The 17419-nt window shown below is 30.8% G+C and carries 15 protein-coding genes; all 15 read right to left on the reverse strand.

Features of this window, described 5'->3' with window-relative positions:
* Positions 1-252: 252 nt before the first annotated feature.
* Entirely contained in the window at positions 253-1257 is a 1005-nt protein-coding gene (yjfF, locus tag OCU55_RS09090; RefSeq protein WP_261851986.1) for a galactofuranose ABC transporter, permease protein YjfF, read from the reverse strand.
* A complete protein-coding gene (locus OCU55_RS09095; RefSeq protein WP_261851987.1) occupies positions 1238-2281 on the reverse strand; it encodes an ABC transporter permease in 1044 nt (347 codons plus the stop codon). The genes yjfF and OCU55_RS09095 overlap by 20 nt, the downstream gene beginning before the upstream one ends.
* On the reverse strand, positions 2268-3803 hold the full coding sequence (locus tag OCU55_RS09100) for a sugar ABC transporter ATP-binding protein (protein WP_261851988.1): 1536 nt from the start codon (positions 3801-3803) through the stop codon (positions 2268-2270). The genes OCU55_RS09095 and OCU55_RS09100 overlap by 14 nt, the downstream gene beginning before the upstream one ends.
* A 551-nt stretch (positions 3804-4354) precedes the next feature.
* Positions 4355-5359, reverse strand: a complete 1005-nt coding sequence (locus OCU55_RS09105) for an ABC transporter substrate-binding protein (RefSeq protein ID WP_183277631.1) — start codon at positions 5357-5359, stop codon at positions 4355-4357.
* Between the two features lie 627 nt (positions 5360-5986).
* Positions 5987-6964, reverse strand: a complete 978-nt coding sequence (locus tag OCU55_RS09110) for a substrate-binding domain-containing protein (protein WP_427847047.1) — start codon at positions 6962-6964, stop codon at positions 5987-5989.
* Positions 6957-8168 (reverse strand): response regulator transcription factor, encoded by a 1212-nt coding sequence (locus OCU55_RS09115; protein ID WP_261851990.1) that lies wholly within the window; start codon positions 8166-8168, stop codon positions 6957-6959. Before OCU55_RS09115 ends, OCU55_RS09110 begins: the two co-directional genes overlap by 8 nt.
* A gap of 260 nt (positions 8169-8428) precedes the next feature.
* Positions 8429-10072 (reverse strand): hypothetical protein, encoded by a 1644-nt coding sequence (locus tag OCU55_RS09120; RefSeq protein ID WP_261851991.1) that lies wholly within the window; start codon positions 10070-10072, stop codon positions 8429-8431.
* Positions 10073-10076: 4 nt separating this feature from the next.
* Positions 10077-10859: an ABC transporter ATP-binding protein gene (locus OCU55_RS09125; RefSeq protein ID WP_261851992.1), complete on the reverse strand. Its 783-nt coding sequence runs from the start codon at positions 10857-10859 to the stop codon at positions 10077-10079.
* A gap of 385 nt (positions 10860-11244) precedes the next feature.
* On the reverse strand, positions 11245-11700 hold the full coding sequence (locus OCU55_RS09130; RefSeq protein WP_261851993.1) for a PIN domain-containing protein: 456 nt from the start codon (positions 11698-11700) through the stop codon (positions 11245-11247).
* 379 nt (positions 11701-12079) lie between these two features.
* Entirely contained in the window at positions 12080-12985 is a 906-nt protein-coding gene (locus OCU55_RS09135; protein WP_261851994.1) for a sensor histidine kinase, read from the reverse strand.
* A 22-nt stretch (positions 12986-13007) separates the two neighbouring features.
* The gene (locus OCU55_RS09140) at positions 13008-13751 is read right to left on the reverse strand and encodes an ABC transporter permease (RefSeq protein ID WP_261851995.1); all 744 of its coding nucleotides are present in this window, start codon (positions 13749-13751) and stop codon (positions 13008-13010) included.
* Positions 13744-14667, reverse strand: a complete 924-nt coding sequence (locus OCU55_RS09145; RefSeq protein WP_261851996.1) for an ATP-binding cassette domain-containing protein — start codon at positions 14665-14667, stop codon at positions 13744-13746. Before OCU55_RS09145 ends, OCU55_RS09140 begins: the two co-directional genes overlap by 8 nt.
* Positions 14668-14779: 112 nt before the next feature.
* Positions 14780-15487, reverse strand: a complete 708-nt coding sequence (locus OCU55_RS09150; protein ID WP_261851997.1) for an ABC transporter permease — start codon at positions 15485-15487, stop codon at positions 14780-14782.
* A 17-nt stretch (positions 15488-15504) separates the two neighbouring features.
* Entirely contained in the window at positions 15505-16245 is a 741-nt protein-coding gene (locus OCU55_RS09155; RefSeq protein ID WP_261851998.1) for an ABC transporter permease family protein, read from the reverse strand.
* Between the two features lies 1 nt (position 16246).
* A complete protein-coding gene (locus OCU55_RS09160; RefSeq protein WP_261851999.1) occupies positions 16247-17149 on the reverse strand; it encodes an ABC transporter ATP-binding protein in 903 nt (300 codons plus the stop codon).
* Positions 17150-17419: the final 270 nt, after the last annotated feature.

Raw genomic sequence — 17419 nt, forward strand, 5'->3', positions numbered from 1 at the left:
TTCTGTCTATATAATCATATCTAATTTCCTGTTTGTTTACAATATTTCCCAAGGAATACTTTTGCCTTGATATTTAAGTATACTATTGAGCTTTAGATTATCTATATACCAAATAATTTATACTTTTCATTTTATATATAAAGCTTACAAAATAATTGAATTATCTTGGTTTAGCTAGCATAAGAATTTTATACTTCTCTATAAAGTAAAAAAATCAGGCCTACTTTTTAAAATAAGCCTGATTTAATATTTTCATGTAACAACTGTTTTTCTTTTCTCATTTCTTATCACTATAAATCTTTGAAGTGCTATAAAGATAAATAACAGCATTCCAACAGCTATTTTAGTCCACCAAGAATTTAGGGTACCATCGAAAATTATAAGATTTTGAATTACTCCAGTGGTCAAAACACCAAACAATGGACCTATGGCAGAGCCAAATCCTCCTGTTAAGATTACTCCTCCTATGACACTGGCAGCTATAGCATCCATCTCAGTACCATTGCAATGAAGACCATAGCCTGAAGAAGTGTAAATAGTGTATAATAAACCTCCAAGAGCCGAGCAGAAACCTGAGAAAGTGTATACTAAAATCTTTGTCTTAGCTACAGGAAGTCCCATAAGTATTGCAGAGTTTTCACTTCCTCCTATAGCATATATATTTCTTCCAAACTTGGTATACTTCAATATATATATTGCCGCAACTACCAAAAGTAAGCTCACAATAACATTTATTGATACGAAAGCATTCTGTCCAAGATGTATTCTAAATGAAGCGATATTTGAAAACATAGGATTATTTATACTTATAGAATCTACACTTATTAGATAAGCTGCACCTCTAGCAAAAAACATGCCGGCTAAAGTTATTATCCAAGGATGAAGCTTAAACCTCTGTATTAAATATCCTTGAGTAGTTCCTATAACTATTCCAACAAATAATACAAATATCATTACTATGATTGGATTAACTCCCTTTTGCAGTAGAGATCCAGTGATCATGCTTACAAAAGCAACCATTGCACCTACCGAAAGATCTATTCCTCCTGTCAATATTGTAAAAGTCTCCCCAATGGTTAGTGCAATTAAATATGAATTATCAATCAAAAGATTTGAAAAAACTTGGACACTAAAGAAATTATCATACTTTATACCGCCAGCTACAAAAAGCAAGATAAACAATGCTATGGTTGCATATATTGAAGCATTCCCTTGGTTCGGTTTGATCCCCGCTAAATTAACAGCTTTCATTTTCATATGCCTTTAGCCTCCTTTCCTTACTGCCTGTAAACTTAAGAATTAGCTTTCTAAACTCTTCGTTTTGGATAAGACATACTACTATAACTACTATCGCTTTTACAACAAGAGTTGTTTCAGGTGGCACACCCATACTGTAGATTGTAGTGGTCAAGGTCTGTATAAATAGTGCTCCAACTACAGTTCCTCCGAGATAAAATCTTCCGCCATTCATTGAAGTACCTCCAATAACTGTAGCTAATATAGCGTCAAGTTCCATCCAAAGTCCTGCATTATTAGCGTCTGCACTTTTTATATTTGAACATATAATTATACCTGCTAGACCTGCTAGTGCTCCTGTTATTACATAAAGAATAAACTTTACTTTTTTAGAATTTATACCTGAGTATCTACTTGAGGTGCTATTAATGCCTACAGCTTCTACAAATACACCTAAGGCAGTTCGTCTCATAAGTAGATATATAATTAATATCACCGCTATAGTAATATAAACCGACACAGGAAGGAACAAATATCCCGTACCTATGAAAGTAAAAGACTTATTTGTGAAAGTTAATATCTGTCCCTTAGTTATTAATTGAGCAATACCTCTTCCTACGATATATAGTATAAGGGTACCTACCATGGGCTGAACCCCTATATATGACACCAGCATTCCATTCCACATTCCACAAATTAGGCCTGCGGCAATTCCCACTACAATAGCAAGAAAAGTATTTCCGGTATAAACTATAATCGTAGCTGCAACCGCTCCGCTTATAGCAATTATAGATCCTACGGAGATGTCTATACCTTGTGTTGCAATAACAATTGTCATTCCGAGAGACAAAAGAATTAATGGTGTTGCTCTATTCAATATATCAACAAGACTTCCAAACAGATGTCCATCTTTTACCTCTAAGCCAAGAAAACCAGGTCTCATTATTAGATTAAAAAGAAGAATTCCTATAAGACATACAAGTGGCCAAAAAATAGAAGAATGATAGATCTTTTTCAATAGATTACTATAGTTAAACTTCTCCACCGCTTAATCCTCCTTTTGCTATTGTTGTCATTATATTGGCTTCCTCTAATTCCTCTCCTTTTAGTTCTCCTATAATATTTCTATCTCTTAAAATCAGTATTCTATCACAGCATTTTACTATTTCAGAAAGCTCTGAAGATATAAATATTATTGTTACTCCTTCATTAGCCAAATCCAGTACAAGCTTCATGATTTCACTCTTAGCACCAACATCAATCCCTCTTGTAGGTTCATCTAGTATTAATAACTCTGGATTTGTTGCAAGCCATCTAGCTAAAATAACCTTTTGTTGATTTCCACCACTAAGATTATCAATCCTCTGTTCCATACTTGGTGTCTTTATACCTAACATATCAATATACTTTTGTGCAATTTCCTGCTGTTGCTTCATAGGAATATATTTGAAAACTCCACGTTTTGATTGAAGAGCTAAAATTATATTTTCCCGTATAGTGAGCTGAGCAACAATCCCTTCAACCTTTCTGTCCTCTGGACAAAAACCAAAACCTTCTTCAATAGCTCTTTGAGGATATATATAGGAGTATTCCTTTCCTCTTATTTTTATGTTTCCATGATCAGCCTTGTCTATTCCAAATATTAACCTTGCACATTCACTCCTACCTGCTCCTAAAAGTCCAGCAAGTCCTAGAACTTCTCCTCTTTTAATCTCAATATTAAAAGGTTCTATGCTTCCTACTCGTCCAAAACCAGAAGTACTTATTAAATTGCCATCAGCAAATTTTTTCTCTTCTTTTTTGTTTGAGCTATTCAAAGCTTTAACTTCCTCTATATTTTTACCGATCATTTTAGATACAAGCTCTAGTCTAGAAAGCTTATCAGCATCGTAACTTCCTACCATGTGACCGTTTCTAAGTACAGTTATTCTATCTGATATACCATATACTTGGTCTAAAAAATGAGTAACAAATATAATAGACATTCCTTCATTCTTTAATTTTTTCATAATACTAAACAGTCTTTCAACCTCGCTACTGTCAAGGCTTGAGGTAGGTTCGTCAAGTATAAGTATTCCCCTTGATATATCCACCGCCCTGGCGATGGCGATCATTTGTTGCACTGCCACCGAATAAGATGAGAGTATTTTTTTAACATCTATATTTAGGTTAAGTCTTTCTCTTAACAACTTTTCTGCATTTTTATTTATTTCTTTCCAATTAATACTGCCTGCCTTCATGGGCTGTCTACCAATATAAATATTTTCTGCTACAGTTAGATTAGGACAGAGATTGATTTCCTGATAAACAGTACTTATTCCGTGCTGTTGTGCATCATAAGTTGATGTAATCTTAATATCATTACCATTTAAAGTTATACTTCCTTCATCTATCTCATAAACTCCTGTAAGAACCTTTATTAGTGTAGACTTCCCAGCACCGTTTTCACCCATCAGTGCATGAATCTCGCCCTTTCTAAGCTGAAAATCAACCTTTGAAAGAGCTTTAACTCCAGGAAAGGATTTACTTATTCCCTTCATACTTAGAACTACACCATCTTCTGCCATATATCTCCCCTCCTTTTAAAATAGTAAATATAGAATCATATCAAATTGACTTTATTAAATAATACATATAAATCTTAATATCATGCTATCTCAACCAATTGAAATTTCACAAATACATTTTCTTAACTACAAATTCCAATATTCCAATGTTAACTGTTTACCTACAAGCATAAACTAAACTTTTAGAAGATACTTATAACTTAAAAGTATATACAATTTATCAACTCACACTTTTAAAAATATATAAGTTCCAACAAGTTTTATTCATAAAAGTATTGAAGTAAGAATGCTTTAGGCCATTAATTTATGAAGAAAATCAAATAGAACTTATATATCAATCCCCAAAGTATTGTCTGGAACTACGCTCAATTTCAAGGGGGGCATTTTTAATCTACTCTTTGTTTAACATTATTGTTGAAATTAAGGTGTTACTACTAAGATACTATATGAGTGAGTTATTAGATTTGATAGACTCATTAAAGTATCTGACAAGTGGCACCTTAATTTCAATGCAGTTCTTAAACTTAACCTTAGCCTAAGCTTTAAAAAGCTTAATACTTTCTATTTGGAAGCTCTTTTTTAGCTTGATCGCCTACAAAAACACCTTCATTGGATTTTATCCATTTATCTACTGTCTTACCTGCAGCTAAGTCTTTTGCAGCTTGTAATATTTGAGGCCCTAGAAGCGGATTACACTCAACAACACCTGTACTCTTTCCATCTGCTACAGCTTGGAAAGCATCCTTAATACCATCTATAGAAACTATAGCAACGTCTACGCCTGGTTTAAGTCCATATTCTTCTATAGCTTGAATAGCTCCCATTGCCATGTCGTCATTATGTGCATAAACAGCTTGAATATTTTTACCTTCTGACTTTAAGAAAGCTTCCATAACTTCTTTACCTTTAGCACGGCTAAAATCACCAGATTGTGATTTTATAACCTTATAGCCTGGGTAGTCCTTAATGTAATCTGCAAAACCCTTTTGTCTGTCATTTGCAGCACTTGCTCCAACAGTTCCTTGAAGCTCAACTATATTTAACTTTGCATCTTTTCCAAACTTGTCAGTCAAAATTTTACCTGCACTCTTACCTTCTGCAATAAAGTCTGAACCTATAAAAGTTGAATATAAGGAATCATCACTAACCTTAACACCTCTATCAACTAATATAATTGGAATCTTTGCATCTTTTGCTTCTTTAAAAACAGTATCCCAACCTGTTTCAACTACTGGTGCAAGAGCAATTACATCAACCTTTTGAGCTATAAAGGATCTTAAAGCCTTTATCTGGTTTTCTTGCTTTTGCTGAGCATCAGAAAATTTAAGTTCAACATTTGAGTCAAGATTAGGTATTTCCTTGATTGAATTAGTTTCAGCAGTTCTCCATCCACTTTCTGCACCTATTTGTGAAAATCCCAAAACTAATTTCTTGCTAGTTGTATTTGCACTTTTGTCTCCACCTGAATTATTTGTACTAGAGCTTCCACAACCAATTGCTACTGTTGCAGTCAAAGCTAAAGTTAATGCTAGTGCTACTAATTTTTTTAATTTCATAACTATTCCCCCATTACTTTGTAATCATTTACAAATTTATTATATAATGTATCCTACTTTTTGTATTTGCATTAATCAGTAATTTTGTATACTATTTGTACTGAATAAAGAAGTTGATAAGCGAATTAATTCAGTGAATTTTTTACGCACCTGCTTTTCTGTATGCATATGATGAACCTTACAGGCGAACAAGATTTGTTTTTTACTATAAATATAAAAAGCTCCATAAAATCAAAGACCCTGCATAAATAGAGAGTATTCCCTCTAAAATGCTTGGTCTTTATGTTTTATATATAGTTACTATTGAAATTAAGTGGTTATGCAGGAGATGCTATATGAGCGAGCTATTAGAATTAAATGATTTTTTCAGATGAAGTGGCGTAAAAAACTGTACTGTTCGAACGTAGTGAGTTTACAGTTTTAGCCAAAGATGCAACACTTCAGCCATTAAACTATTTTCAAAGCTCTGCTGGTTTCTTAGCAGAGAATTTGAAAATATAAAATCAATTATGAAGTGGTGCATCGGTGAAATATGACAAAATCATATTAATTCTTTGCGTAAGCTCATTAAAGCATCGGATGAATAACCACTTAATTTCAAATTTAGGTAAGCTAATTTATACTTTATTAATTAAGAAACTCCATATTGCTGAGATACTTATCTAAGTTTTCCTTTGTTATCTTATCACTACTTAATATAATTTCTTTAGGGATACTTTGCTTTTTGCTCAATATTTCAATAGCGTATTTTACAGCATCTTTACCTCCAGTCTCGCAAGTAAAGGTTCCCTGAAGAATTCCTTTATCCACTAAGTCAAGACCACCATTTGCACCTAGAAGTCCATCCACTCCGATAACTTTAATATTTTTAAGTCCTAATTTATAAGCTGCTCTATATGCGCCAAGTGCCATGTAATCATTGTGAGCAAATATAACATCTATATCTTTTTCTTCTGCAAGTAATTCAGAAACTTTATCTTCTGTTTCATCTCTTTGCCATTCACCTATTACAGTTCTAGAAATTTCTATATTTTTATGATCTTTCAACACCTCTTTGAACCCTTTACTTCTTTCAATCACAGGAGGTGAATTAAGCATACCTTGTACCTCTATGACTTTACCTTGTTTATTTCCAATTAGATTTGACACAAGTTTACCAGCTTGTATACCTATTGATTCATTGTCTGGTCCAATATACAAAGTATAGTCTGCCCCCTCTACTGGTCTATCTAAAACTATTACAGGGATTCGCTTATATGTTTCTGATACTAAAGGTGTTAGCTTTTTTGAATCATCTATTGCCACTATTAACAAATCAACCCCATAATCTGAAAGCTCTTGTATATCTTTTTTCTGTCTTTCTGAATCGCCTCCAGCATCTTTATAAATTATCTTTAAATTGCTGTACTTTTTGGCTTCATTTATTATTTCCTCGTTCATTGATATCCGCCAAGGCTCAGTTAAATTTGCTTGAGACATACCTATAACAAACTCTACCCCTTCAGATTTTTTTGTTCTTCCTACTAAAACAGAAATAAAACATAGCACGATTATAAAAATTAATACCATGATTATTTTTTTAGGTATTAATATTTTTCTATCCAATTCCACTCCCTCCCCTATATTCAGTTGGAGAGATTCCCATAACTTTCTTAAAGGCTTTACAAAAATAATGTTGATTACTATAGCCTACCATCTCGGCTACCTGATAAATCTTTATAGTTGGGTCATCCATTATAAATATTGACTTTTTGATTCTTAAATTGGTTAAATAATCAATGAAAGAAGATCCAGTTTCTTGCTTTATAATTCTACTTAAATACGAGGGATTGGCATTAAATTGTTCTGCAACTACTTCCAAGCTTAAATCATTTGAAAAATAATTACCTTCTATATACTTTATAGCTAAAAGCACTACAGGTTTAAGCATTGCTTTTTCATTGATAACGTTTACTAAAGATTTATAGGCTTGTTTAATTCCAACAATACCATTTGAAATCTTTCTCTGTTCCAGAAGAATATTAAACTTAAGATGTTTCAATATTTTTTCTTCTATAATAGTACCAATGCTTATCCATTCATAAGTATTATCTATTTTGAAAACTATCATAATATTATCTTCATTATCAACATAATTAAATATAGGTTCAAAATCTCCCAGCACTTCATAGCATATATTTATTATGGCAAAACTCAGAAGCCTATTATCCCACTTTTTTGATACTATTTCAGTATTAAACCTATCCAAAACCTTTATTACCACTATTCCAACATTGTTGTCTATATTTATCTTAAGAAATTTCAATTCATTAACAACGGCTTCGAAGGGCATATTTCCACTTAACCAGCTATTTACAAAGCTATGTCTTAGAGTATTTATATTGCTATCAAACTGTTTATTAACCCAGTCTAAATAGTTCCTACGTTCTCTTACCTTATTTAATTCCTCAATTACTCTCGTAATAGCATCTTTAAGACTTTCTTTATTTACAGGCTTCAGAATATAATCAAAAATCTTAAGTTTTATAGCTTGCTGCATGTATTCAAACTCATCATGTCCTGTAATAATTATGATCATACATTCTTTATCAGAAGCTTTTAATCTAGTGATAAGCTCTAAACCATTTAAGAAAGGCATGCATATATCTAAGAGGATTATGTCTGGACATGTCTTTTGTGCTAAGCTTAAGGCCATTTCTCCATCTTCTGCCTCTCCAACAACTTCTATATCAAGTTGTTCCCACTCGATAGCTTTTCTAATTCCTCTTCTTATTCTTGCCTCATCATCTGCTATCATCAATTTAAACATCTTCTATCTCTTCCTCCATTATTTTATATAATTTTAACGTAAGACATAGACTGCTTAATGCAAAAGATTCAGTAATATCAGCAAGTCCTTTACCAACTCTATATATATTGCTTAGCTTTTGATAATATTCATGCACAAGCCATTAAATTCACTAACAATATTCTTTGATTTTTAAATTAGTACTAGAATTTATATTTTAAAATTCTAGTACTACATTCTGTGGGAGATTAAAAGTAGATTTTTGATCCAAGTAATCATTTCTAGCTTTTATTAATTTTATCAGGTGAAATCTTAAAAGCATATTTCCAAAGTATTAAATTAGCTATAGATGCTAAAATAATATATACATACACACCGTAATTTATATTAGTACAAAGAAAATGAATTCCTGCTAGAACCGCCAGTCCTAAAGCTAACATCAAATTTAACATTCCATTTTCTTTAGTACTTCCAAAAGATTCAGAAAAAGGCAAGGTCTTTTTATTAGCTGCAAAACACATTATATTAAAAATCATTGTATTTAAAAGTACTATGAGCATATCAGGTAATATTCTTAATCCAAAAATAAATACAAAGATTATAGTATCAACTAAGAATAAAGGTAAAAACAGCTTTGCTATATATGCTTTTATTGCTCCCTTGAACACTGGCACAAAGCTATTTATAGGCAAAGTTTTATAAATCCACGCTCCTTTATATCTTTCAGAATACTTTATCATCATCATAACCGTAGGAAGCATCATCCCGCAAAAATATATATAAAAATAAGATTTTCCTTCTGCTACTTTACTAAAGCTTGAAAAGCCTATCTGTTGGAATAAGAATATGAATGGAAATATTATAGAGAAGCCTAAGGTAGGATACACTTTCAGCTTAAATTCTCTTTCATTCTTCATCATATCAGAAGCAAATCTAAAAAACACCCTCTCCTCATTGCTTCTGCAAAGAAGTAGGGAAAGAAGTTGATGTTGCTTCTTGCTCTTTCTTTTACCATTCTCAGAATTATTATTTAACTTTTGAAGATTTTTCTCAAAAGCAGGCATTAACTTTATATATATAACCATCGCCATGATCGGAATTACTATTGCCATTATAGTAAATATAATAAAAGTGTTATTTATCTCTGATTTTTTAAGCATCTGGAAAGGCGCTGAGAACCAAATTGGTATTATAAAATACTGCCACCATTTTGGCACGAATTGAATCTGTAAATCCACTATACTAAATAGTCTTCCAAGCAGTTGATAACCTACCATAAGTACCATGGTTAAAGCTATTTGGATGTAGTTTATTATATCTTTTAGCTTTTCTCCGTCAAAAAACCTCAAAACTAAGAAATAAACTAAAGAAGTTAGAACAATTATTAGCATATCAATTAGTATTATTAAAACTAAGAATATAAGAAAGAACAGAATTCCCTGTTTATATAAGCTAACCAAAAGTGCTGGTCCAACCAAAGCAGCCGTAATATAGAACATATAAAGTGAAACATGAATAGTTTTTGCAAACCTTAAGGTTTTAAGATTAACAGGCTTTGTGCCTACTATACTCTTATCTTTAACATCCAAAAGCACTGAAGAAAAATCAGAAATCAAAGAGGTCATTACAAAGAAGGTAATTATGACAAATACAAAACTCATTTGATAGATGTAATTGGTATCCATAATTACAAACGGGATCAGTATGAGCCCCATTAAAAGATAAATTCCTAAAGATTTAAAGAATTTATTACTGCTAGTATCATCATCTTTCTTGTTACTATTAGAAAAAACAGTGGGAACTCTCCTTCCATCCATTATCAATTTAATCTGTAAAATTTTCCTCATAGCTTTATAATCTACGCCTAATTTTTCAAATAAAGCTTTAAATCTATCTAAAAACTTTAAAAACTTAAAATCTTTCATAGGGCTACACCTCTTCAACTATAGATACAAATTCTTCTGCAATAGCCTCATAACCATTGAACCCAGTAATTTGGTTAAAGATTTGTTCTAAGGAGCCCTCCTTAGAATTTTCCTTTAGCTGTTCAAAGCTGCCATCAGCAACAATTTGACCATTATTAAGAAGTATTATTCTATTACTTATCTTCTCAACTACGTCCATTATATGAGAAGAATAAAATATAGTTTTCCCCTGCTTAGCAAGATGAGACAGAATTTCCTTCACAACCATCACACTGTTTGCATCTAACCCACTAAGTGGCTCGTCCAAAAATAATATTTCCGGGTTATGAAGCATACTTGAGATTAGTAATACCTTCTGCTTCATACCTTTAGAATAAGAATTCACTCTTGAATCGTAAGAATCCCTTATACCAAATATGTCCATCAATCTTTCAGCCTTACTATCGGCTTTCTCATAGGACATTCCATATAATTCTCCGATAAAAGTAAGATATTCTCTTGCAGTAAGATTGTCATATATTTCAGCTATCTCAGGTACATACCCTATTTTCCTTTTATATTCGAGCCTATCTTTTGAAATATCTTGACCTAATACCTTAACCTCTCCTGTATAACCTTCTACAATACCCAAGATTATTTTTATTGTAGTACTCTTTCCAGCTCCATTGGTTCCTATATAACCTATAATCTCTCCCTTATGTACTTCTAAATTAATTCCTTTTAAGACCTCCTTGTATCCGTAACTCATACAAAGATTTTTTAGTTCAACCGTAATATTATCATTCATAATAACTCCCCTTTTGTGACAAATATGACAATATTACCATAACATTACCAGGAAAATTTTTCAATTACAAAAAAGTAGCAATTTGTATAAAGAAACCTTTTTATTTTTAAAAATATGTATCCAATTTCACCTTTAAGGAACATTAATATTGATAGAAAAGTCGCTGAAGCGACCTCCATTCAGCGTTTTTTATGCATCCATCTTTCCTAATAACATTTATGTAGAATTCTTATAACGAAAATATTTAACATTTTAAATTTAATAATATTTAAAATGTTAAAATGAAAACTTTTTAAATATAAAAATATATAACTTTTTAAAAATTTATACATAAAATCAGGGTTTGAATTGATTTTAGTATCATTATTTGCACATTAAAAATAGCCTATACTTCTACCTCAACTTTTTCTACTAGTTTATTTAATGTAATCACTCTATCTTCTCCTAAAATACCTATTGCAGCATTGAACAAATACTTATCCTCAGTTACCAATATCAAGTTACTATCTAAATGACAGGTATACAAAAGTGATAGATCATTTTGCGATAATTTATTTTTATTATCAACATAGGTATTACCATTCTTAGTATGCTTTATATTCAAGGTAGAGTAGAACTTATTAATTTCATGTCTATCAGTTTCTATTATAAAAAATATCAATTTACAAAATCTATCTGATAATACTTGTTGGCCCTTATATAGGCGCATCTCTTTTATAACAAGTTCCTCACTTACCTCTCTTGAGATTCTAAGCTTTTTTTCTTCTATAAGCTTATCAATAACAAAAGGATACTGGTTCCAAAGTCCTATTACAGCATTTGTATCTAATAAGTACTCCATAATAATCACTACTCCTTTAATATTGATATATTAATCTCTCTTATATAGCTTATTATTCATCTAATTACAAGATTGATACAATCTATAGATAAAATTATAAAAAGCTAGTAAAGTAGTTGTAATTACAAGGTTTAGCTAGCTCAAAATTTTTATATTTTCTTTACAGTAAAAAATGCCTTTGAAAAGCTGCTTTCTGCTTTCAAGGCATTACTATATAGATAAACTACTTCAGTCATTAAACTCCATATAAAGATTGCTTTTAAAATGATTTATATTTCGAACAAAATTTATAAATAAAATCATTAATTAGAAATAACTATTTTTTTATAACTTCAATTGTGTAGTACTATGCGTTAACTGAAGGTAGCGAGTTAATAGACTAATTAATAGCTTGAAAACTACAGCATATATTAAACATATCTTCCTTAATATCTGATGAAATGGTTCCATTCATCTTTTCCACTAAACCTTTTACAATGGCTAACCCTAAGCCTGTCCCCATGCCTGAACGTGTTTTATCAGCCATATAAAACCTATCAAATATATTTTCTAAGTCTTCTTCAGTTAAGTTCGTAAAAGTATTACTAACAGTAAGTAGCATTCCGTCCTTTTCTTCTTTTAACGATATATCTATTTTATCTTTTGCGTATTTTATAGCATTGGAGAGCAAGTTTTCGATTATTCGCTCCAATGATTTCTTTTCTGCTATAACATAAAGGTTGTTATTGGGTATACTTATATTTGGACTAATATTTCTTTCAGCAAAATCAGCATATCTTCCTAATATAATTTCTTGCAATATTTTATTTATATTTAACTTTTCCATATTAAGTTCATAATCCAAAGACTCAATTAATGATAATTCATAAAAATCATTTAATAGAGTTTCCAGTGACTTAGCTCTGTTCTCAGCTATTTCTATATATTCCTTTTTCTCATTTTCGCTAAGTTCATCTAGCTTCAAAAATTGAAGATACCCAATAATTGATGTGAGTGGAGTCCTCAGGTCATGGGACATATTTGCTATTGTTTGCTTCAAGTCATTTTCAACCTTCATTCTTTCAGCTTCACTTTGTTTTCTTATAACGATGGTTTTATTTATTTCTTCTGCCAAAAGTTCAATCTTTTTATTAGACAACCCAATGGTGATTTTTCCAGCCGATTTACTTTTGTTAACCTCTGAAAGTTGCTTTATTAAGCTTGATATCTGGCTTTCAGAATAAAACAACTTATATATTAAAAAGATTATTATGCTTGAGAAAGCCAAACCTAAAAATAACATCATACTCCTGCCTTCCAGTATTTTTTTACTTAATGTTCAATTTTTTAAACATATAATTAGTAAGCGATATACATAAGCATATAGTTACTAAGCCTATTATAAGTGCTCGTAAATACTCCATTCCTCCGGCACCATCTCTTGTTATAAGTTCAGCTTGAGATAATAGAAAATTATCGTAGATGACTCCTGTCGCCAAATAGCGAATGTATATTATATTCATAACTCTAAATACAAAATCCAACGAAATAATCACACCTATATTAATGATAGGACTTTTGGACACAAATATAACTAATAAACTAATACTAGCGGTAGCCATTTGTAGGATAATCATAGTAAAAACTAAGCTTATTAAGTTTATAAAGTTTAAGGCATTGAATCCAGCTGCATAGCCATTTCTAAATGTATTTATTATTGTAACTACTACGGGACTTATAAAATTTATAAATATACAGCCAATAAAGTAGACTATAGCTTTAGATATAATGATGTCTCTTCTTTTATGTCCATAGGCTATTAAGTTTTTTATATAACCAGAAGTAAATTCAATGCCAATAAAATCTGCTGAAAAAATTCCGATAAATAAAGTAGACGCCAAAGTAGATTGAATAAAAAACATATAGGTTAGAGTGTCCTTACCATTATATTGTTTTAATCTTTCAGAAAAAAAATAAACAACAATTGCTTGTAGCAAGGATATCAATATAAGAAAGTAGAGGGATTTAGATCTCTTAAGCTTATAAAATTCCATCTCTAATAAATTAAACATCATCTTCTCTCCCTATTACACTAGAAAAATAACTCTCCAATTCTTCTCCCATTGGCATAATCTGTTCTACCCTAATTCCTTCCTTTACTAAAGTCTCTGTAACTTTCCCTGTTTCATCTATATAATCATATAAATTTATGATATTATCTGGCAGAATATTGTACTCTGTTGTATTTAACTTTTTACTAAGAATAACTGCAGCATTTGCAACACTATCTACCTTGATATGAACATATTTTTTACACCTGACCTTTAATTCCTGAAGTGTCAATTGCTGCACTAACTTACCTTTATGGATTATTCCATAATAATTTGCAAGATGATAAAGCTCTCCTAGCATATGGCTCGAAATAAGTATTGTAATCCCGTATTCTCTACATAACTTTTTTAGTAGCTCTCTTATCTCTATGACTTTAATTGGATCTAACCCATTTATAGGCTCATCTAAAATCAAAAACTCAGGATCTCCAAGTAATGCCATAGCTATTGCAACTCTTTGCTTACTTCCTAAGGATAAGTCTTTTACTTTCTTCTTCTTTAATTCAATAAGACCTACCATACCTAGTGTTTTATCTATTGAGGCTATCCCTGGTATACCCTTTTGAATCCTATTAATATTCATATTTTCATAAACAGATCTATTTTCATAAAGTGCTGGTTTTTCTATGATGGTTCCAATTCTTCTTCTTTGTACCTCGATTTTAGCTTTTTCAGACTCTCCAAAAAGCTCTATACTACCACTATCAGGAATAGATAGACCAGATATAATTTTAAGCAGTGTACTTTTTCCCGCTCCATTTAAACCAATTAGACCATAGATTTGTCCTTTTTTTATAGTCATGCTTATATCTTTAAGTACATTTAAATTCTTATACTTTTTTGTTATATTGTTTAGCTTTAATACAGTATCACTCATAATGCAATCCTTTATAGGTGTACCACTATGTAACAAAATTTAATTTTTAAAATTCTCTCACCAAAACCTGTAATAGTTTTAAAAATAGATTTCTGATCAAAGTGGTACATCTTTATAAACTTTTTTTATTTATTATAACACAAGTAATGACAAAAAATAACAGACCACAACTTATCATAATTATTGCCTGATAAAAAGTATAATGACCTACAAAAAATCCTGTGTTTGCTATATAGAACGGTAACTGTTCTATTACTTTAGTCAAAACTTCACTTCTTTTAGATTCTAAAGCTTGACTAAAAAGTACCAGTATCAAATCAAAATACAAAATGTAGCCAATAACTCCAGTGATTATAAAATTAGAAGTTATGGTTGAAATCATAAGTATAAAAGAGCCTATGGTGAAGGAATAAATTAAAAATGTACACAAATGAGTAAGCAGTGCTCGTATTTCAAAGGTTCTGCCTACTACTTCTGTTAGTTCATAAAATACTAGACACATAACCGAAATAAATATAATGCTAACTAATTTAGAAATTATTATTTCCCTTCTGCTAAATATTCCTGTAAAAATCATTCTATCAGTTTTATTAGAAAATTCCTGTGTTAATGAAACACTACTAAAAACCAGAATAATGTATGGAATTGTTTGAAGGAAGGTCTCTGGAATGGTAGATAAATGTGATTCACTAGTAAAATATATCAAAACATAATAGCCTAAAAATGATAACGCAGTCAAGATAACTAAAGAAATTATTAACTCTCTTATAAATTTTTTTCTTTTTATTTCAAGTGTAGCAACCTTTAAAAGTCTATCCATAATAAACTCCTCTCTTATTACTTTATTTCTCTTCTGTTAATCACAACAGTAGTAATTAAGAAAAATACTAGTGCCCAGATTAAATTTATCAGTACAGCTCTTATTGTATACATGCCTTGATTTAATGCGGATACATTATAAAAAGGTGTTATCATATATCCCCATAACTTATCTTTTAATTCTGGATTTCTGTAAACTAACATTGTTATACCAGAGGTATAAAAATTAATCATTGCTAAAAATAATATATAAAATAATATGGACTTACTTTCATTAAAACTTATAGATACTATGAGTATCATGATGCTTCCCATAGTTAAGGTTGTAACTACATAAGTTATAAACATTTGTATATGTGAATATGCCAAAAATCCTGTGATACCTATTTTTGAGTACAATAATATAGAAGCTAGAATATTATTTATTTCTGCAACTACAAAGAAGGCCAAAGCTAGCATCAGAAGTGATATGAATTTTGATAACATTATTTCTATCCTATTGAAGATTCCAGTAAAAACAGTTTTGCTAGTATTAAATCTAATATCATCTCTCAAAAGACATACTGCTCCATATAGCATTATTACAAACAAAAAACGCTCAAATTCAAAACTATAACCTTCGAGATCGTATTTAGGAGGATGCACAACCAGGACCCATAACATTGAGTATCCAAAAGCAGCTATTATTCCTAATAATAATTCCTTTGTACTCAAAACATTTTTTACATTTAGATATGCTGTTTTCAATAACCTATCCATTTTATTCCCCCCTCATTGTATCCAAATACTTTTTCTCCAAGCTATCTTTAACTTCATATACACTCCTTAGTGGTATATCAGCTTTACTTATACTGGAAACTAGATTTTCCAGATCCTCTGTGTTGATTTTACATTGAATTTGATCTTTATCTATAACTTTATAACTTAAGTTTCTTTCATTTAAAAAAGACTCTAAAGCTTCTATTTTACTTGTTACAAAAGATACTGTACCACCATCCTCACTATATCTATTTAAACTTTCAATCTTAATTATCTTTCCCTGTTGTATAAACACAACCTTATCACACATAAGCTCAATTTCAGAAAGGATATGACTTGATATTAGCACTGCTGTATTTTTTTCTTTAGCAAGTTGCTTTATAAACTTTCTCAGCTTAGGAACTATTGCTGGATCTAACCCATTTGTTGGTTCATCTAGTATTAAAAGCGGCGGGTAAGTTAATACAGCCTGAGCAACACCTAGTCTTTGTTTCATTCCTAAAGAATACTGCTTAACTTTCTTATGAACATAATCCTCAATCCCAACACTTTTTACTATTTCGTCTATTTCGCTTTTATCTCTCATACCAGAAATCTCAGCAAAGAATAATAAGTTTTCATATCCAGTTAAATTAGGATAAAACCCTGGTGTCTCTATAACACAGCCTACTGACTTTGTTTTTTTCCTTTTTGAAGTCTTTATATTCTCATTTTCTATAAATACATCACCACTATAATTTTTTATAAGCCCAGTAATAATCTTCATGAGCGTTGTCTTTCCCGCACCATTTGGCCCTACAAGTCCTATAATCTCCCCTTGATTTACCGAAAGATTAACACCTTCAAGAACATTCTTTCTTCCATATTCTTTAGTTATTTTTTCTACTGTTAAAACCTTATTCATAGCTTGATTCCTCCAAACTTTATATTTAATCAATTATTATGCTTTTAAAGGGTTCCTATGTCGAAACTTAATTTATACTTGTTCAAAAATCGCGGCTTCTGGGGATTTTCGGACATGTATAAATTAATAGTTGAGCTAGGAAGCCTATAAAGATGTACCGTTTCAATCCTAAAGACATTTTTAAAGTTTCTCTTAGTGTAAGTTGAAAATTTGAAAATATAAATTTTCTTATTAATCGTTACATCAATATTCTATAATTGATAAAATAAA

Origin of the sequence: Clostridium folliculivorans (assembly GCF_024341905.1) — a bacterium.
GTDB lineage: Bacteria > Bacillota > Clostridia > Clostridiales > Clostridiaceae > Clostridium_AR > Clostridium_AR folliculivorans.